19 protein-coding genes are annotated in these 19,307 nt (G+C 45.8%); 8 read left to right on the top strand and 11 right to left on the bottom strand.

The window, feature by feature from the left end:
* Positions 1–3: 3 nt before the first annotated feature.
* From JGK20_RS12185 to JGK20_RS12205, 5 genes are all read right to left on the bottom strand, one after another.
* Entirely contained in the window at positions 4–1,653 is a 1,650-nt protein-coding gene (locus JGK20_RS12185) for an ABC transporter substrate-binding protein (RefSeq protein WP_293224213.1), read from the bottom strand.
* A gap of 395 nt (positions 1,654–2,048) precedes the next feature.
* Complete coding sequence (locus JGK20_RS12190; protein ID WP_293205090.1) at positions 2,049–3,521, bottom strand: adenylate/guanylate cyclase domain-containing protein; 1,473 nt, start codon at positions 3,519–3,521, stop codon at positions 2,049–2,051.
* 70 nt (positions 3,522–3,591) lie between these two features.
* The gene (locus JGK20_RS12195) at positions 3,592–3,936 is read right to left on the bottom strand and encodes a hypothetical protein (RefSeq protein WP_293187071.1); all 345 of its coding nucleotides are present in this window, start codon (positions 3,934–3,936) and stop codon (positions 3,592–3,594) included.
* A 46-nt stretch (positions 3,937–3,982) separates the two neighbouring features.
* Complete coding sequence (locus JGK20_RS12200; RefSeq protein WP_293187070.1) at positions 3,983–4,561, bottom strand: DUF6272 family protein; 579 nt, start codon at positions 4,559–4,561, stop codon at positions 3,983–3,985.
* 173 nt (positions 4,562–4,734) lie between these two features.
* Positions 4,735–6,708 carry a PP2C family protein-serine/threonine phosphatase gene (locus JGK20_RS12205; RefSeq protein ID WP_293230579.1) on the bottom strand — a complete coding sequence of 658 codons (1,974 nt, stop codon included), beginning with the start codon at positions 6,706–6,708 and terminating at the stop codon, positions 4,735–4,737.
* Positions 6,709–7,234: 526 nt separating this feature from the next.
* Between JGK20_RS12205 and JGK20_RS12210 the strand changes: the two genes are divergently transcribed.
* Positions 7,235–7,813 (top strand): hypothetical protein, encoded by a 579-nt coding sequence (locus JGK20_RS12210; protein ID WP_293187068.1) that lies wholly within the window; start codon positions 7,235–7,237, stop codon positions 7,811–7,813.
* Between the two features lie 259 nt (positions 7,814–8,072).
* Here JGK20_RS12210 and mnmA read toward each other — a convergent pair whose 3' ends face one another.
* On the bottom strand, positions 8,073–9,164 hold the full coding sequence (gene mnmA, locus JGK20_RS12215) for a tRNA 2-thiouridine(34) synthase MnmA (RefSeq protein ID WP_293187067.1): 1,092 nt from the start codon (positions 9,162–9,164) through the stop codon (positions 8,073–8,075).
* A gap of 159 nt (positions 9,165–9,323) precedes the next feature.
* Positions 9,324–9,521 carry a hypothetical protein gene (locus JGK20_RS12220; protein WP_293230582.1) on the bottom strand — a complete coding sequence of 66 codons (198 nt, stop codon included), beginning with the start codon at positions 9,519–9,521 and terminating at the stop codon, positions 9,324–9,326.
* Here JGK20_RS12220 and JGK20_RS12225 point away from each other — a divergent pair.
* The 3 genes from JGK20_RS12225 to JGK20_RS12235 all read left to right on the top strand — a co-directional run bounded on the left by JGK20_RS12225 (position 9,510) and on the right by JGK20_RS12235 (position 12,785).
* A complete protein-coding gene (locus JGK20_RS12225) occupies positions 9,510–11,168 on the top strand; it encodes an NAD(P)H-hydrate dehydratase (protein WP_293187065.1) in 1,659 nt (552 codons plus the stop codon). The two genes, JGK20_RS12220 and JGK20_RS12225, sit on opposite strands and share 12 nt — an antisense overlap.
* Positions 11,169–11,511: 343 nt before the next feature.
* The gene (locus tag JGK20_RS12230) at positions 11,512–12,042 is read left to right on the top strand and encodes a peptidoglycan-binding protein (RefSeq protein ID WP_293198024.1); all 531 of its coding nucleotides are present in this window, start codon (positions 11,512–11,514) and stop codon (positions 12,040–12,042) included.
* Positions 12,043–12,254: 212 nt separating this feature from the next.
* Entirely contained in the window at positions 12,255–12,785 is a 531-nt protein-coding gene (locus JGK20_RS12235) for a peptidoglycan-binding protein (protein ID WP_293187063.1), read from the top strand.
* Between the two features lie 592 nt (positions 12,786–13,377).
* Here the strand turns inward: JGK20_RS12235 and JGK20_RS12240 are convergent.
* The 4 genes from JGK20_RS12240 to JGK20_RS12255 form a co-directional block, all read right to left on the bottom strand.
* Positions 13,378–14,580: a HEAT repeat domain-containing protein gene (locus JGK20_RS12240; RefSeq protein WP_293193989.1), complete on the bottom strand. Its 1,203-nt coding sequence runs from the start codon at positions 14,578–14,580 to the stop codon at positions 13,378–13,380.
* Between the two features lie 410 nt (positions 14,581–14,990).
* Complete coding sequence (locus JGK20_RS12245; protein WP_293205082.1) at positions 14,991–15,269, bottom strand: hypothetical protein; 279 nt, start codon at positions 15,267–15,269, stop codon at positions 14,991–14,993.
* 2 nt (positions 15,270–15,271) lie between these two features.
* Entirely contained in the window at positions 15,272–15,676 is a 405-nt protein-coding gene (locus tag JGK20_RS12250; protein WP_293205080.1) for a hypothetical protein, read from the bottom strand.
* A 106-nt stretch (positions 15,677–15,782) separates the two neighbouring features.
* Entirely contained in the window at positions 15,783–17,369 is a 1,587-nt protein-coding gene (locus JGK20_RS12255) for a hypothetical protein (RefSeq protein ID WP_293230585.1), read from the bottom strand.
* A gap of 170 nt (positions 17,370–17,539) precedes the next feature.
* Here JGK20_RS12255 and JGK20_RS12260 point away from each other — a divergent pair, with 170 nt between their 5' ends.
* The 4 genes from JGK20_RS12260 (at position 17,540) to JGK20_RS12275 (ending at position 19,099) form a co-directional block, all read left to right on the top strand.
* Complete coding sequence (locus JGK20_RS12260) at positions 17,540–17,932, top strand: hypothetical protein (RefSeq protein WP_293230587.1); 393 nt, start codon at positions 17,540–17,542, stop codon at positions 17,930–17,932.
* Between the two features lie 99 nt (positions 17,933–18,031).
* Complete coding sequence (locus tag JGK20_RS12265) at positions 18,032–18,307, top strand: HU family DNA-binding protein (protein ID WP_293224223.1); 276 nt, start codon at positions 18,032–18,034, stop codon at positions 18,305–18,307.
* Positions 18,304–18,693 carry a hypothetical protein gene (locus JGK20_RS12270; protein ID WP_293230589.1) on the top strand — a complete coding sequence of 130 codons (390 nt, stop codon included), beginning with the start codon at positions 18,304–18,306 and terminating at the stop codon, positions 18,691–18,693. The genes JGK20_RS12265 and JGK20_RS12270 overlap by 4 nt, the downstream gene beginning before the upstream one ends.
* Before the next feature lie 268 nt (positions 18,694–18,961).
* Entirely contained in the window at positions 18,962–19,099 is a 138-nt protein-coding gene (locus JGK20_RS12275; RefSeq protein WP_293230591.1) for a hypothetical protein, read from the top strand.
* Positions 19,100–19,307 lie beyond the last annotated feature (208 nt).

The raw sequence follows: 19,307 nt of genomic DNA on the forward strand, positions 1-19,307 counted from the left end.
CAATTATTGCTTTTTCAGGAACCAAAAGGGAAAGGATTGCGTCGGTTCGAGACGGACACCCGTGATGCTGTTCTGAGCAAAAGTATAGTCCTTATCCTGCCATAGAGGGATGAAAGGTACATCTTGACCTAGTATGTCCTGAATTTCGGCAAACAAAGCTTTGCGGGTTTGAGGGTTGGCTTCTTGGCGCTGCTTGGCGATCAGTTGATTTACCCGATCGCTATAATAAAACGAACCCTGCCCCTGACTGGCACCCTTTTCACACCCGCGGGCCGCCGAACCCGTCGCACAATCCAAAAACGGCTGAATGTAATTGTCAGCATCGAAAAAGTCAGCGTACCAATCCACCAACACCGCAGGATAAATCCCCTTCTCTATATTCTGAAATAAAGTCGGAGATTCAACGCTGTTAATTTCCACCTGCATTATCCCGTCCATTTTGAGTTGGGCTAAAGCTTTAATCGTACTCGCCACTAAACCTCGTTTTGTAGAACCGCTAGGATGCCAAATTTGAAAAATAAACGGATTGGCGGCCGAATATCCCGCTTTTTTTAGCAATTCCTTGGCTTTTGTCATGTTGGCGTCGCCGTACAGTTCTTTAAATACTGGCTTGTTAACGTCGAAGGTTGTGGGAATCAGGCTGTACAGAGGCTGGGCTTGTCCTCGGAGGACGCGATCGTTAATCAGGGGCCGATCCATCGCCGCAGCGATCGCCTGTCTCACCTCTAACTTATCCAGCGGTTTAGAATTGAGATTCAGCGTCATATAACTAACTGTACTGCTCTCCCCCGCGATTTCCTGCCATTTCCCTTTTTTTGCTCCCTCATCCAAGCTGCGAACTTGATCCGCATCCAGAGATAAATAAGCTACATCGATCGCACCAGTCCTAAAAGTATTGAACAAATTTGAAGAACTCGAAAGCAGCAAAATGTCAATACCTCTATTGACGGGTTTTTCTCCCCAATACTTATCAAAGGCGTCAAACTTCAGAGAATCGCTACCGTACTTCGCAAGTTTGTAGCGTCCAGTTCCCACAAAAGTATCCGGTTTAAATTTACCGTCCCCAATCTCATAAGCTTTCGGAGAAATCGGACAAAGACCGGCAAATGTCAGCAAAGAAGGAAACGCAGCAAAAGGCTTTTTGAGTTGAAAAGTTAATTCGTATTCGCCCGTCGCTTTCACCGATTCTACTGCATCGCCCAACAAGAAAGCCGGACGACCGCCATTTTTGATAAACCGCTGCAAGGAAAATTCCATTGCTGCGGCGTTAAACGGTGTGTCGTCGTGAAAAATCACGCCTTGACGCAAGGGAATTGTATATGTCAATCCGTCTTTGCTAACTTTTGGCATTGCTGTCGCCAAGTGGGGGATTAACTTTGTCGTTCCCGACTCGTAGGTGTAGAGAGTATCGCCCAAATTTCGCAGCAGTTGTCCTGAGATGGTTTCGTAAGCGTCGGCGGGGTCGATCGTCCGCAATTTCAAGGTTGTGCCAATTGTCACGCGATCGTTGTTGGGCGAATTGGGCGAATTGGGCGATCGACTGGCACTCTGTCCGCAGCTTGCAGTTAACAAGCAGCAGAGGCAGAACAAAGCTATAACTTTAATTACTGAAGGTTTTATAGATATTCTCGACTGCCACTTGTTAATTCCCATCGTCTTTTATTGACACTCCAAATTAGTAATTATATTATCAGGACTTACACACTTTTAAATGAGAAACCCGGTTTCTTGGTAGATGCAATGTCGCGAAACCTCTTAAACTGCCAACTGCCAACTGTCAACTGTCAACTGTCAAGGGAGCATCTCATTTTTGTAAAAAGCATTTTTTTATTATAGTGCGAGCGTCCCCGCTCGCGTATTGTACTCGCGAGCGGGGACAGCACTATATATAAATGCAAAACTGAGATGCTCCCGATGCAATGTCGCGAAACCTCTTAAACTGCCAACTGCCAACTGTCAACTGTCAACTGTCAACTGTCAACTGTCAACTGTCAACTGTCAACTGTCAACTGTCAACTGTCAACTGCCAACTGCCAACAGCCAACTGACTAAATTTCCCTGAGGAGCGATCGCCAATCCCGACAGCGTTTCAGGTAAATGCGAGCTACCCGATCGCTCGGATTTTTCCGCAAACACTCTTCAAACAATTTTCCTGCCAATCGGTACTCATGGCGATCGCAAAGTAACATTGCTTCAGTATATACCGCCAAATTTGCTAGCTTAGCCGAGAGAATTTCCGGCGGATCGGCATCGAAGACCTCATATATTGTGACATATTGTAATTTTCCTTTTACCTGTACTTTATCCACAATCCGAATATTATAATCAGCCGGATTTCGCAACCGTTCCAATGTCTGCTGAGAAATTAACATAGGAACGCCATAATCTTTCGTCAACCCTTCAATCCGAGATGCCAAATTAACAGCATCACTAATCACCGTGCTATCCATTCTGCTTGTGCCACCAACTGTCCCCAGCATCAAAGAACCAGAATTGATCCCAATCCCAATTTTAATCGGGATGTAGCCCACACTTAAACGGTATCTGTTGTAATCATTCAGGATATTTAGCATCGCAATACCAGCTTTCACTGCATCATCTGCACAGTCGCTAAACAAAGCCATAATCGCATCGCCGATATATTTGTCAATAAACCCGTGATTGCTAGTAATAGCAGGCTCCATGCGCGACAGGTAAGCATTTATAAAATTAAAATTTTCTTGAGGAGTCATAGTTTCGGAAAGCGTCGTGAAATCGCGGATGTCCGCAAACAGCACCGACATTTCCTGCTGCACTTGATCGCCTAAACTGACATCAATAATACTTTCATATCCCAACAAATTGAGAAATTGATGTGGCACAAATCGCCCGTAGGCATCAGTTAATTCCGATTCAGCATCCAGAGATTTTTCTAAGCTTTTATTGACTTCAAATAATTCCTTAATAAATGTTTGGCGGTCGGCTTCAGCTTGTTTGCGTTCCGTGACATCTTGAAAAACTGCGATCGCAAAAGCAACTTTGCCACCGTCAAAAATTGGCGTCCCCCAAGTCTCAAGGGGGATTTTCTTGTCTAGTCTATGAATTTCCAGATCGTCAGCAGTCGAACTTTCTCCCGTCAAAGCTCGGACGAGCGGCAAATTCTGTGAAGGGTAAATAATATCAGTTCCCGCGATATAAAATTGATAACTTTTTGACAAATCATCAACAGAATTTAACGGCAACACCCCTTGGCCGAGTAACTGCTGTCCGGCACGATTGACGTAGTAAGGTTTACCTTGAGCATCGAGCACCGCCACGCCTACGGGAATCGCTTCCAGAAATTGAGCTAGCTTGATTTCGCCTTCCCGCACCGCCTCCAATGCCCGATAGCGCAACTCAGATTCCACCGTATCGGAATGTTCAGCAGTATTTTCCAGCAAGATTTCCAGATCCGCTTTTTCCTCCTTCAAGTCTTCCACTTGCTGGCGCAATCTTTCTATCTCTAAAAGTAGCTGTTCTCTAGATGGTTGTTCTTCCAGCATAACCCGAGAATTTGCGCCTCGACTAACAGAAAATTGCTCAACAGTCCATACCCTAAAAGTCATCATATGTCTATAGTAATTCAAACTGCAAACTCGGCATTAGGCGCTGGAAATTCTTCACAGATTTACCTTGCCAAGCTATACGTTGAGAACCTTGTACCGCCATTTGCACCCGAGCTTTTTTGCGGACTTCGATAATAAACTTCGACAGCATATTTATGCCTGAACTGTTCAAAAATTCTAACTGTTGCAAATTGAGGGTAATTTTTGCCGGTGCCAAATCGGCTACCTCCTCCAGCAACTGCACTATCGGTGCGTACTCTTGGGGCCCGCTCAACCTTAGAGATCCTCTAAAACTCACGGTTGCCGTTGATGGATCGTAACAGATCCCGTAATCTTCTGTTTTAATTTCCATTGCCGCAAAAAAAAGTCCCTTAGATATTATCGATCGCCAGCGATACTTATACTCTTAATTGCACCATAGTTGTCACCGTAATTACTTCCGGGTCTTTTTGCACCGTCTGGAACTTCCAACCTATTTTGGTGGTATAATCGCTCAGCATGGTTAGCAGGCCCAATCCTGAATTAGTAGAATTTTCGTCAGCAGCATTTTTTTCCAACCGCTCAATGTACAGCTCGCTCGGATCGGACTCCAGCAACTGCTGAATGTAAGCCTGAAACTTCCCTACACCTTGCGGAGGGATGGTGTTAGCAACTGAGAAAATCAGTCCGTCGCTCCTTAATTGCAGTTTAATGTTGATCGGGTGTTCCGATGTCTCATCATTAAACTTCATCGCATTCTCTAATAACTCATTAGCAATATAGCTAACAGCACTTTTAATTTCAGCTTGTCTGTCAATTGTCGAGGGGTCATCCTCGTTTCCAGGGAAAAAAGTCGTCAAGTAGTCAGCCAGAAAATCCGCCGACAAACCGTTGTTCCGCCACCGCTGCTTGAGGGGGATCGAACTCGGGGAAAATCCAATTATTAAATATTCGTGGCTGGGAGTCGGCTCGATGAAATCGCCGAAAGTCTGAATCATATTAGTTGTTATTTGTTAGTTGTTATTTGTTAGTTGTTATTTGTTGGTTGACTGTTGTTATTGGTTATTGGTTATTGGCGAGTTGCTACCAATGCCCCATGCCCCATGCCCCATGCCCCATGCCCCATGCCCCATGCCCCATGCCCAATTCCCAATTCCCAATTCCCAATTCCCTATTTTTGTTTAAGAATCAGCAATGTGATGTCATCAAAAACTTTTTGTTGGCCGATGTGCGATCGCACGTCGTCAATTACAGCGTGCCTGATCTCTGTAGCCGTTTGCTGCCAATTAATCTGTATTACCTTAATTAACCTATCTAAACCATAAAGCACTTTATTCATATTTTTAGCCTCCGTAATCCCATCAGTGTACAGCACTACCACATCTCCTGAATGCAACTGGACAAGGGTTTGGGCCACAAAATCAGCAATATCTTCATCCAGCCCGATCGGGAAACCCAAATCGATTGTATCAAACCGCTCGGCAGAACCGTTACACCGCACGACAATCATTTCTTCGTGCTGGCCGCTCAACTTCAGCATTCCCTCGTGATAGTCTAGCAAAGCAAGGCTAGCGTTCTTATCCCATTTCATCCGCTGCATATTATCGTAAATTACAGTGTTAATAGCGGTTAAAAATCTTACCGGATCGGCTTCGTTGTAGGTGAGCAAAGTTCGCACTGCTGTTTGAAGCATAATCATTAAAACACCGCTCTCCAATCCGTGTCCCGTCACGTCGCCAATACCAATTTTTACTTTACCTTCGTGCTGGAGTACATCGTAATAGTCACCGCCTACTTCATCAGCAGGTTCCATAAATCCTGCAATATCTAAGCCAATAACTTCCTTCAATTCTCGGTCTTTCGGCAGCAGCATCTGCTGAATTTTGCGAGTGACATCTAGTTCGGCACTCATCCGCATATTTTCGGATTTTAGGCGATCGTTAAGAACAGTAATTTCTTGATTCGCACCAACCAAAGCCTCGGCAATCTTGTTAAATGCACCCACAACTTGCCCGAGTTCATCTTTGTTATCCAAAATAATTTTGTGGTCAATATTGCCACTTGCCATATTTTTTGACGCTTCCTCAAGCACAAATACAGTTTGCATGACTGCTAGGTAAAAAGATACAAATAAATAAACAACTATTGTTAAAATAATTAGAATAAAAACATAAATTAAGTGTTTTCTAGTAACTAAAGCATCTATACGTTTTTGCAGGAGAAAGTCTAATTCATTGACACTTTTGTCCCACAGTTCAAAACTCGAATTCAGAACTCGGTCGCTGCCATCGAGATAGGTATAATATTCGACTGTGGCTGTGGGATAAATTAGTTTATCTAGTTGCCCAGTTAGTTGCTCTACTACTGAGTTAAATTTTATCAAATCTTGGCTTAATTTCGGTCGCAGATTCCCGTGAGGATTGTTGCTAAATCCTACCTCCATATTGATTGCTAAATCCTGATTGAGTTCTCTCAATTTGCCCGCAAAAGTAATCAATTTCGCTCTTTCCTCAGGTGTGGCATCGGAACGCAGGCTACTTTTTTGAGAAAATAGCCTAATTTCTGACAATAATTTTTGCATTTCTGGAATTTTCAACAAAGTTGCATCCATCAAATAATAGGTATCTAAATCTGGGTCTAATATGAGATTGGAAGTATCGCCGACGTGAGCGCTCAATTTATTAATATCATATGCGATTTTTTGATATACAACATCGTAAGTTTCTAAACTCCACTGGCTCCGATGAAGTTTAAATTTTTGCCAATTTTGATAAATGGTATTAAATTGCTCGCGGGAAACTAAAGTTGTTCCTAACTGGCGGTCGGTATTTGCCAGGGATTGAAAGTCCGCGTCTATCTTAGCTTCAAAATTATCCCAGGACTCGTGCTGGCTTAAATTTGGATTTAAACCCTGATAATTTAACAGGTGAAATTTCGGTATGTATTCCCTCAACTGGCGCAGCGGACGCAGGTATTGATTGCCGTAGATTTCTTTTTGGGCAAAATCAACTCTGGTGTTAATTTCGGAAATCAGCAGGTACATCATCAAGACTAACGGCATCGCAAATAGAAAACCGATCAAGATGAATTTTTGAGGATAGCTGATCCGATTCATTAAATGGATTCCTAGGGATTTTCTGTTCATAATCGATATATTTCAACAAGATGTTACTAAAAAATTAGCGATCGCTACTAAGTTATTTTCGGGGACGATCGCTCTTGAAAACCTAAATCCTCTAATTAATCAGCGATAGCTTGCTTAATTTATCATGCGTTCCCGTCCTGTTGCTACAGATTGTACGGCATCCCTTGGCTCTCACTGGCTCAGTTCGCCTCCCCTTGTCTACAAAACCTTCAGAAGTTTGGGCACGATGAATAGTCATTTATACTGAGATGTTCCCCCAAAATCATTTTTGTTTCAGCAGATTTACCTAGCGATAAATTTTGCTCAATACTATACTAAAAGTAAAAATTAAGTAATAACTGGTAGTGCAAGTTTCCTGAAACAGAAGTGGCAGCAGGGAGTATAAGATACTTGCGCCGCACGACTCTGTTAAGTCGGTTCTGCACCAAGGAACAAACAGCACCAGCAGCAGTGTCTATATCGGTATCTGCATTTGAGTGCTCCGGAGCGATCGCGCAAGAGTGTAAAGTGAGGCAGAGGGCGTACTATGAAACCAATCTCCGAAAATAACTCTCAAAACAATCAAAACCGAGGTGAAAAGCAGCCTAATCCTTTAATCTTGGCTTTGGTGCTGACGGGAATTCTGGCATGGGAAATGTATCCGGCGCTAATCCACACCGCTGCGGCTAACGCGGGCGCCCTCAAACAGTCCCTCGTTCAGGTAGAAAACCAAGATGAGCAAACAGCGCAGCAATTTCCCGCTGTCGGGGATCAAAAAAAAATCAGCTATTCGGGATTGGTACTAAATAGTCTAATTTCCGAACCGGGCAATTTGGCTGAGGGTACGCGCCAAAATCCCCCGAACCAGTTGCCCGCAAACGTTGCAGCCGCAGTTCGCCAAGAGTTGTCGCGCTCGACTGGGATTGCTGCTGACAAGTTGAAAGTCACTGAATCGAGCCGGCAAAGTTGGCCGAATACTTGTTTGGGACTCGCGAAATCTGATGAAATTTGCGGCCAAATGATTGTTGAAGGTTGGCGGGTTGTGGTTTCTGATGGCGGCCAAACTTGGGTTTACCGCACCAATGCTAGGGGGAATGTGTTGCGGTTGGAAAAGAAAGTTAGTTAAGGGAATTTGACCCTGTGAAATGAACAATAAATTTCCTTTTGGAACAGGCAAGATGCCTGTTCCACAAAGACTAGATTTTATTGTGGTAGATTTCTTGTGGGGTGGGGACGCGAGCGGGTGCATCTGGTTTTTTGAAGAGGGCGAAGCATGACCGCATATAAGTTATTAGTTATAATCTCCTATTTTATGCGGTCATGCTTCGCCCCTACGGATATATTCGCTTGCATTGAGATGCACCCACGCGAGCCATCCCCTAACATCAATTTGGGAGTTTTTTTCTTTCAATAATCCCGCCGCCTAAGAGCACATCTGAGTCATACCAAACTGCGGCTTGTCCGGGGGTAATGCTCAACTGCGGTTCGTCAAAAATTACCTTGACTCTTGTACCGCTTGCTTTTTCGTCTGCTTCGGATGATTCTACGGGAATAATTGTAGCGGGGACGGGTTGCGATCGATAGCGAATCTGCACGGAAGCCCGAATCGGAGCGATCGGCCCAGCGACAGAAACCCAATTTACTTTCTGGACATTGCAGTCAGATTCTACTGCCAACTGGCGATCGCCCACAATTACCCGATTAGCACCAGCATCAAGTTCAATCACATACAGCGGTTCCGGTGCGGCAATCCCCAGGCCCTTCCGCTGGCCGATAGTGTAGTGGTGCACGCCGTCGTGCTGTCCGAGTACGCGGCCGGACTTATCTACAATGTCACCCTTTTGCGGCGCAATGTACTTGTCGAGAAAAGCCCGCATCGAACCGTTACTTTCCACCAAACACAAATCCTGACTTTCCGGCTTATCAGCGGTTGTCAAGCCAAATTCCGCCGCAATTCTGCGAGTTTCAGTCTTGGTGATTTCCCCCAAAGGAAACTCCGTACCCGCCAGTAAATCCTGTGTTAAATCGTACAAGAAATAAGACTGATCTTTCGCAGGGTCGATCGCCCGCAGCAACTGATAGCGATCGGTAGCAGTATCATAGGTAATGCGAGCGTAGTGCCCCGTAGCAATCTTTTCAATACCCAGCTCTTCGCGAGCGTACTTGAGCATCGGCCCGAACTTCACAGTTTTATTGCACTGCGAACAAGGCAGAGGTGTAACCCCTGCACTGTAACCCTCCACCAAAAAATCGACAATACTTGCCTGAAAGACCTCGCGGCTGTCAACAATGTGATGGGGAACGCCCAAATCTTCGCAAATTTTAGCGGCATCAACCATTCCCTCAGAGCAGCATTGACCTTTGCCTTTCATCAACCACAGCGTTAAACCCACCACTTCATAGCCCTGATGGTGTAAAATTGCGGCTGCTGCGGAACTATCGACCCCGCCAGAGAGGCCTACGACAATCTTGTTCATGGTTCGGAAATAAATTGCTATTTTACTGTTTTACTGTTACGCAAGTTCGATCGAGCTAATTGATTATACCACAAAAATACTACAACCTGCTACTGCTGTTAGCTGAAATTTTAGCACTAATAAGTAAATCCACCTAATTAAGCCTCAAATCCCGATCGCTCAAAGGCTTGCTGTGTATTTTTTCTTCCTTCTTCCTTCTTCCTTCTTCCTTCTTCCTTCTTCCTTCTTCCTTCTTCCTTCTTCCTTCTTCCTTCTTCCTTCTTCCTTCTTCCTTCTTCCTCTTCTTCCTTCTTCCTTCTTCCTTCTTCCTTCTTCCTTCTTCCTTCTTCCTTCTTCCTTCTTCTTATGACTATTCAAAAATTTGTTGTCACCGCCGACCAAATGCGGCAAATAGAAAACAGAATCTTTGCGGCTGGAATGCCCGTAGCAGCTTTAATGGAAAAAGTTGCACTCCTGATTTCTAGACGCATTCAGGTGCTTTTGAGGGAAGAGGGAAGTTCGGCAACGGATTTTGAAACGGATGAAACGGATGTAACGTATAGAAGGAAAAGCGGTGAAGGGCTAAAGATTGTTAATTCTCAATTCCCAGCTATTGGGGTGTTAGTTGGGCCGGGACATAACGGCGGCGATGCTTTGGTTGTGGCCCGCGAATTGCACTTTAAAGGATTCCCAGTAGTTATTTACTGCCCATTTTCTAAACTCAAAGAACTTACCAAAAGTCACGCTGATTATGCGCGTTCTTTAAATATTCCATTTGTTGAGAACATCGAACCGCTGAAAAACTGCGACTTTCTCGTAGATGGTTTATTTGGTTTTGGGTTGGAACGAGAAATCACTAACCCCACAGCCGCCGCGATTGATGAAATCAATAATTTAAACATCCCGATTTTTAGTATAGACATTCCGTCGGGAATCAATACAGATACTGGGGCTGTATTGGGTACGGCAATCAGGGCAAAACATACATTATGTTTGGGATTGTGGAAAATGGCTTTTCTACAAGACAAAGCTTTAGAATATATTGGTAAGTCAGAATTAATTGATTTTGATATTCCCGTTGCAGATATTGCAGCGATATTGGGCAATTTTCCAGCAATACAACGCATTACTAAAGCATCGGCAATTCAGCATTTACCATTACCCCGATCGCCAATTTCGCACAAATACACCAACGGTCACTTACTAATTATTGCAGGTTCGGCCCGTTACAGCGGAGCCGCAATTTTAGCCGCATTGGGAGCAAGAGCCAGCGGAGTCGGAATGCTGTCAATTGCCGTCCCTGAGTCGATTAAACCGATGTTGAGCAGTCATTTACCAGAGGCATTAGTTATAGGATGTCCCGAAACCCCAAACGGTGGCATTAAGGAGTTGCCGGTAGCAATTGATTTGGGTAGCTACGATGCGATCGCCACAGGGCCAGGTCTGACATTGGAAGCCGCGATCGCTGTAGAATCTGTACTGGAGTGCGATCGACCTCTGGTTTTAGATGCCGACGGTTTAAATATCCTCGGTCAACTCGGCACAGTTCCCATTTTGTCGGAACGCCGAGCAGTGACAATTATCACCCCTCACCCGGGCGAATTTAAGCGTTTGTTTCCCGAATTAGCGGGCCTCAGCGGCGATCGAATTGCCGCAACTCAAGCAGCGGCAGAGCTTTGCGGTGCAACAGTATTGCTCAAAGGAGCCAGAGTTTGCATAAGTTGGAAGGAGGATGACGGCGATTCCCTAGGGGATAGCTACGCTTCACGTACCCTTACCTATCTCAATCCCGAAAGCACCCCAGCCCTCGCCAGAGGCGGCAGCGGCGACGTTCTCACCGGCTTGTTAGGGGGATTGTTAGCAAGTGCGATCGCCCGTAAATCCCCCCCCCAAGAAGTGGCAGTAACAGCAGCGTGGTGGCACGCTCAAGCCGGAATCGCCGCAGCCAAAGAACGGACAGAATTAGGTGTAGATGCCTTTACTTTGACACAGTATTTAATTCCTACCTTGCGAGAATTACAGTAAGGGCGATCGGGCGATCGCTGTAATGCTCGCCCATTAGTGCGATCGTTCGGACTTCTGTCCTCGGATTTGGATAAGGACAGAAGTCATCACTACAAACCTCTTGATTTGGTTTGATCGTTCGGACTTCTGTCCTCGGATTGATTTGGTTTGATCGTTCGGACTTCTGTCCTCGGATTTGGATAAGGACAGAAGTCATCACTACAAACCTCTTGATTTGGTTTGTCACTCAAATGAGTGACACTCAAATGAGTGACACTCGAAAAAGTGACTGTGAAGCCATCAATCGCACCAGTTATACCTGAAATATCAAAGAGCACAACTTAAATATTGAAAGGAGCACATTATGTACACCGAAGAAAAAAGCACGAACAATGAAACTATGGCGATCGCCGCCGATACTACAGCTCAATCAAATTTTGCAGTTGGTCTAACAACAGGACTCAACAAACCCACTTTACAAATCGGTTCCACAGGTCAAGCAGTCAAAGAACTAGAAACTCTCCTAGCTCATTGGGGATATTATTTCGGCCCGATTGACGGTATCTTCGGCGTCCAAGTTCAAACAGCAGTCAAACGCTATCAACACCGCGTCTTCTTAATGGAAGATGGGATAGTCGGTTCTCTAACTTGGCAAGCACTATACTCTGGTGCACCTGTGAATATGCCGACACTGATGAATGGCAGTTCTGGTAATGCTGTGAAAATTGTTCAAAATGTCCTGAAATTAAATGGATACTATTTCGGCTTTATTGACGGATTTTTTGGCCCGATGACAGATGTAGCAGTCCGCCATTTCCAACTCAGCAAGGGTTTAGTACAAGATGGAATTGTCGGCTACAGAACTTGGCACGCTCTTAGCAAGTTACCCCACTAAGTTGCGTTGGGTACCCACAAACACCTTACCAGTTAGTTTGTAGTGAGGACTTCAGTCATCATAAAAATCTGAGCACTTATATTCCTCACTACAAATACACTTAGCTAACTCAAATGAGTGACACTCAAAAAAGTGACTGTGCAGCCACAAATCTCACCAGTTATACCTGAAATATCAAACACCACAACTTAAATCTTCAAAGGAATCACATTATGTACACCGAAGAAAGAACCACGAATAATGAAACTGTAGCTATCGTCGCCGATGCTACTCCTCAATCAAATGTTGCAGTTGCTGCAACCGCCGCACTGAACAAACCTACTTTACAAATAGGTTCCACAGGTCAAGCTGTCAAGGAACTACAACAGCTTCTCTATCATTGGGGATATTATTCTGGCCCGATGGACGGTATCTTCGGCGCCCAAGTTCAAAAAGCAGTCAAAGGCTATCAACACCGCGTCTTTTTAACTGAAGATGGGATGGTTGGTTCTATAACTTGGCAAGCACTGTATTCTGGTGCACCTGTGAATATGCCCATCTTGATGAATGGCAGTTCTGGTAATGCTGTGAAAATTGTTCAAAATGTCTTGAAAATCAATGGATACTATTTCGGTGCAATTGATGGATATTTTGGGACGATGACAGATGTCGCAGTGCGCCAGTTCCAAATCAGCAAGAATATACCGCAAGATGGAATTGTCGGTGCTAAAACCTGGTACGGACTCAGCAAGTTACCCCACTAATCATCGGTTTAATTATTGATAGAATTTACGCAAAACCTCTATATGTAAAGTGTACAGTGTACTTTACATATAGAGGTTTTCGGACGGAAGGTAATTATAAAAATTACAAGACTAAACTCCTCATTATTAAGCAATATGGTTGACTTAAGATAGTCCTTCGAGAAGAACGAAGCAAACTATATCTATTTTTCAGAGGAGTTTCACGACTAGCAGTATATGAGTGAACTGTATTGCTTTATATATAAGAAAGAGCGCTGAAGCGCAACTACATACCATATTAGGTACGTTGTTGCGCTTCAGCGCTCTTTATATATCAATACAGTTTACTTAAGATTGATGAGAGGATTGCTATATGTTTTACAAAAATTAGATTCTTCTAAAGCATCGATCGCATTACCGAGCAAATTCATAAATACCTAATGTCTTTCTCGTCTTCTTGTTAAGGGGGTTGAGCAATTACCAGAAAGAATTGGTTTAAAGCCCCAAGCCCGGGAGAAAGTAAAATCAGACTATTAATTACTCCCTACAACAGTCAAAAGTCAACAGTCAACTGTCAACTGTCAACTGTCAACTGTCAACTGTCAACAGAACATTAATCATCCCTCCCAGAACGCGGACGAATGCGATTCAACTGATTAATTGCCCAGCGAGCTGTTTCCTGAACTTCTGCATCTGGATCGTCCGTCGCGCGGTGCAACAAGTGACTGATTTGATTCACCAATTCGTAAATCCGTGTCAAGTCGCGAATCGCATTTTTCCGCACTTCCGGGTTTTCATTTTGCAATGAAATTGACCAGGCATTATTCATGGGTTTGAGCGTGCGAATGCCAATTTCTGAGAGACTTGCCAGAATTAAACTGTACTGCTTAGAGTCAGAATTTCCTAATAAATTCAGCAACGGCTCAACGGCTCTGGAATCTCCCTGCTGCCCGAGTTCCCAAATTGCTTTGCGCCTAGAGGCCGGATTGAGGTGCTGCAAATCTTCAATGAGTGTTTCAATAATATCAACTTTTTGTCTGACTTCCGTTTCGGGAAGGGAAATATCTTTCTTCCGATTCGCTAGTGCATCGGCTCGATTAGTTGTTTCTGGAATATTGAAACCTGAGTCGCTGTAGCCGTTGTTGCGATTTTCGTCTGTGGCGGTGTCGGAATTAATTCGATCGCCCTCTACCCCTGCATCCTCGGATTCTGATTGCCCAGATTCCACGATAAACGGTAAAGGCAGATCGGTGCTCTCGATCTTGTAGCCCTTGGGGAAATTGACAGGGTAGGGCAATGCTGGTAGCGGTTTGAGTCCCCCAGAAGAAACCTGTTGCTGTCCCATTTCGTGCCTGTTTCTCTGAGCATCGGGATTGGTGAATCGAGAGTTTCTTTGGTTTTGGCGATCGCCTCGAACCCGTCTTCGCTTAGAATTATTTGACTCGCCACTGCTAACTAATTTCAGCATGATCGCTACTGCCGCTGCCGTGACGACAACTGCTGCCAAACCCAACATTAACAACCCCCGCTGGCGTGACAAAATGACAATTATATTGGAGATTGGTTTCGGGATTTTGGAATTAGATTTTTGTTTTTTAGACGGCTTAGATTTGTTTTTATCGGGCGCTGGAGAGGATTGTGGAGGATTGGAGTCCTGGCTGGAGTCCGGGGGAGAGTCTGCTTGAGCAATTTCTTGGGAAACAACCTGGTAGGAAGCAATGACAATCTGTTGCCTTCCCTCCGCACTGGGAATGAAGGCAGCGCCCAGGCAGGCAATGCAGGTGAACAAACGTAAAGTGGAGCGGTAGTGCGCCATAAGACTCAATTGGGTTTTTGAGAGGCAACGCCGCATGACGAGCTTTAGTGTAACCATGAGTTAGCTCGATCCTAGCTGCTATGCGCCCAACTAACCTACAAATATCACGCCCGATCGCGAAAAATCATGGTTTGAGGTGGCAGCGAGCCGGATCTCAATCACGCAATTGCGTCAATAACGGCGGCGGCAGATAGGGGCATCTTGGAAAGTTGATTGTCAGCGAAGCATCAGCTACGTGCTGTGCAGACGCTGCGATGCCCGCGATTGTTGCTCGCTGCGGAGGCGCGTGCCATCACCTGTGAGTTTAACTGTTTCGTCGCTGTTGCGCCGCTTTTGTCTTCACTGTAACAACGTTTTACTAATTTAAAGACCCACAGGTAGATTACTCCTGTGGGTCTTTAAATTGGATTTTAGATTTTAGATTTTGGCGATCGCCCTAAAGCCAGCTTGCAGTATTCGGCAAAATCTACATATTTCTGCTTGTACAAGCGGTAACGCTGCACAGTGTAAAGCATGATTCCTTGTCGCACGTAGTCGAGGAACGAGCGTTTGATGCGCTCCGTGAGGAGTGAAATATCGTTATGCGGTGCTTCGCCGAGAATTTCATTCTCGAAGTCCAGAAGCGGTTGAAATTCCGCTTCTGGCGGCTCGCACCAATTGTCTGAAAAATCAGAGTTTATGGTGTGCATATTTAAAATTCGGATGGGTTGCCAACGACTTCGACTTCGGAGAACGATGCTTCTTGTAGTAAGAATTTCTGGTCAAAGGTGAGCCTCTGGGCCAGTGGATCTACTCCCAGTCGTCCTAAGAAAAATTTCAAGCTTTCCAAATGTTCGGTGGCCCTGTCAATGTCTTCAGTAAGCGATTTTAGTTTGTAAGCTTTCTCTTGTATTTCGCGTTCTAGTGCGTAGGCATCTTTTGCTAGGCGATTCTCGGCGCCAAGCTCGATTAGCAATTTATCAATCTGATCTTTTAACTTTTGGTAGCCATCAGAAAGATCGTCTACGTCGCTGCTGACTTCCATTTTTCCGTCTTTATCGACATGCTGCCATTTGTTCCGTTTATAGACAGGGAGAGAAATTTTGATGAGAGCCATTGTTTTTTACCTGTTAGTTAGTTGGAGGGAGGAAAAGAAGCGATCGCCCTCGCTCAAAAAGCGATCGCACAGTATAAGCATGATGGAAAGAATATGGGTCAACCATTTAGAAGCTTGCATCACCTCCCGGAGGCGCTCGCCCGCTCAAAAATGTTGCGCTGCGGGCGAACTTTTTAATGCGGTTTGCCCGATCGCCCGCAACGACAGCCATCGGCGGAAAACTGGGGGGTTTTGGCAAAGGCCGGCGAGCGAAAATCCCTGTGTCGGGCGGTTCGTCAGTGTCGATCGGGCGATCGCACCAAACGTCAAATGTGGGAATAGAAAAGTTCCAGCACTTGCAACTTTCGTTAGCGCAGCCCTCAGAGATGATCAGCATCGAGGGAATTTCCAAAGTGATGGAACTCGTTTCGATTGTTTCAGGCTCGTACTCGTCCAAACAAGGGGCCCATTCAACCATTGATGCTAATTCGATTTGAATCGGCTCCGTGCATTGCGAATCGAGCTCCGTGCATTGCGAATCGAGCTCCGTGCATTGCGAATCGAGCTCCGTGCATTGCGAATCGAGCTCCGTGCATTGCGAATCGAGCTCCGTGCATTGCTCAAAAGATGCGTCAGAGCGATCGCACCAAGCGTCGTAAGCAGCCCAAAAACTAAACATACAATCGTAATCGTCAGGGTCGGGCGGCTCGTTTGGCAGCTCAAAGTCAAGCAAGTTCAGTTGCCCTTCCGCATCGGCATTGAAGTGAATCGGCTCAGGCTGCGGTGGCGCGTAGCGAGCGAGGAATCGGTCAGAGAGCGCGATGCCGACAGGAATTGCCTCGAAACTGGGGGAAGTTTCGGTTTGCTTTAAAGCACTTTGGGTTACTTTTGGCTCAATTCGTCCCCTGTCGCCACTGCCTCGGTTCGGAGGGCGATCGTCGGTGAAACTTGCTACATAGGCGTCAATCTCGGCGACGTGAGCCTGCTGGAATTCCTCAATGTCGAAACTGACACCGGGGGAGTTTTCGGTCACTTGGAGACGAGTACCAAACGAGTTAAAAACGCGCTTTACTTCTGGATGGTGGCGCAGTTGGCATTTTGCCGGCCCAACACCTCTCTTGCAGTAAGTTTTTGCTCTCCAAAGTTCAAGAACGAAGTCCTTCCCGTCGTACCACAAGGTATTGTCTCCATCCTTCAGAGAAAGAAGAAATCTGTGCTTGTGAGCTTTTTGAGTTGGCTCCTGTTTCGCCGCAGATTCCTCGGATTCCTTTGCAACAAGCTCCAATTTTTGATTCAAAGCCAGTTCGATCGGCTCGGTGGCTTGAACTTCGATCGCCTCCGCAACCGGTTCGATTTCGACACCGGGGGAATCGACTGTTTGTGCGATCGGCTTGAGACGGCATAAGTAGCGAGTGATTCGCCCGTCCTTAATTGGCTTAGTGGTCGGTTTGGAAATGATGCGACCGAATTTGAATTTGAATTTGAATTTGATCGGCGGCTCCTGGGCTTGAATTTCGATCGCCTCCGCAACCGGTTCGACTTCGACACCGGGGGAAACTTCCAGCAGTTCCAGCAGCGGAGGCTGCACACCGGCAATGGCATCAATCCAGTTTTGGCGGCAACGTTTGTCGCCCGCTGGGAGCGCGTTGAGTTCCCAGCCGATTTCCTTCAATTCCTTAAGAGTCTTCTGTTGTAGCTGTTCCAGGGTGTACATAGGTTAGGGAAAGGGCGGGTATGCAGTCCCGCCCGGTTCTTGCAGGGTATGCAGTGCAATGGAATCTTGAGACAGTCAAGTCTTACTTAACACTGTGAGTTTATGATATAGTCTTACTTACTACATTGTCAACATCTTACTTAAGACTTGTTATTTTTGAGGTGGCGTCTATGATTGAGAGCTATGGCAAGAAAAGCGAAGCAAAAGGAATACGGGGAGAAGAAGAGCGGGCGGACTTACGGTCTAACTCCCACAGCAGCAAAGATGCTGGACGAATTGGCGAAGGAATTAGGAATCAGTGCATCTCACCTGATCGAGAAGGTGGCGAGGAGGGAACTGGGGCTAGTGACGCCCTTGGGGGAATCCTTGACCAACTGATCGACGATGCACAAAAGCAGTTGGTCAAGAGTTTGGAGTGCATCGTTTGGTATCAGTCAGAAGCGAGGGAGTGCGAACAGAAGCTCAACAATCTAGTCAAGCTAAAAGAATTGCAGGCACGGCAGAAAGAAGAGCAACAGCAATTAGAACCAATTAACCATCAAGAGGAGTCAAGTCCTGAATAGCAAAAAAGCCAGTATCCGTGTGGGGTGCTGGCTTTTGCGTTCCTAACGACTAATGACCAACAACTAATAACTAATAACTCAAAAGGCGATTACCAAACAATGAACAAATCCCAACTAATTGATGCTGTTGCAGACAAAACCTCAACCACCAAAAAGCAGGCAAACGCCATGCTGGACGCCATTCTAGGCACAATAGTTGACACCGTTGCCGACGGTGAGAAAGTAGTCTTAGTCGGATTTGGCAGTTTTGAGAGTCGTAGCAGAGTAGCCCGTGAAGGCCGCAATCCCAAGACTGGAGAAGCACTTAAAATCCCTGCTGCCGTAGTTCCGGTATTCATACCAGGCAAAAACTTTCGAGAGGCTGTAAATCAATGATTGACAGAGAAGAAGCAAAAGCCCTATTAGGTGGCCCGAAGCAAGAACTCCCACACAATCCCCAGACGCCAGAGGAAATACTCGTGGCGATGAAAGCCGCGAGCGCCAACTACTACCGCGAGGCGATCGCCACCAACTGCCACACATTTATCGAATTCACCGGCCTGATTAACGAGTACATCAAAATCTGCGAGCGGAACCTCAAGAAGGGAGTTGATTTTACCCAGACCAGCGCTCACACTGATGGGCCCAGACTGCACGTAGAGCAGTGGGAATGTGACCACATCAACGACAAACTCCGCTGCATATTTCCAAACCTGAGAATGGTGAAACTAGACGACCTGAAAAAACTAGACGATTCCGAGAAGACTGCTACAGATAAATGAGGCTTTCATGAAGCGGTCACTTATCTGTAGCAGTACAAAGTGAATTTGACATTTGACAGCTAGGCTACTGATGCTGATAACTGCCCTAACAAGTAGTAATAAGTGGGTTCGAGACCTGCAAGATTCTAAGGGTAAGACGTGACGCTGAGAACGAGAGCTAGCGTGACACTTCGGAGAGAACGAAGCGCTAAACGCTGAGCGTACCTGCTGGCGTGACAGCCGGGAGAGACCGGCAATTAAACAACAACAAGGACGTTAAACCAACCGCTTGGCAGTGCTGGAAGAGGAAGAGTCCAGGGAGTCGGCAGAAGAAGCTGCAACGATTCAGCAAGCCCAAGCCCTGCTGGAACAGCTAACTATGGGCGTTCCGACAATGCCACCGGGCTTCGCACCTAGCGACATCTAAGTTTTCTCGAAAATTAGCCGATCGCCCTTTTGGGCGATCGGCTTTCACATTAAATTTTGGATTTGGGAAATGGTAACTGCTCAACTTTCACTGTTCGCCACTTCCCCCACGGTCGGAACTCTCTACAAAGCCGGTGACTGGGTGAAGCTGCGAAAGAAACCATCAAGTGCCGCCGCTTGGGTGAAGCGAGGCGAAGTATTCAGAATAG

Source organism: Microcoleus sp. PH2017_05_CCC_O_A, from assembly GCF_020738785.1.
Taxonomy (GTDB): Bacteria; Cyanobacteriota; Cyanobacteriia; order Cyanobacteriales; family Microcoleaceae; genus Microcoleus.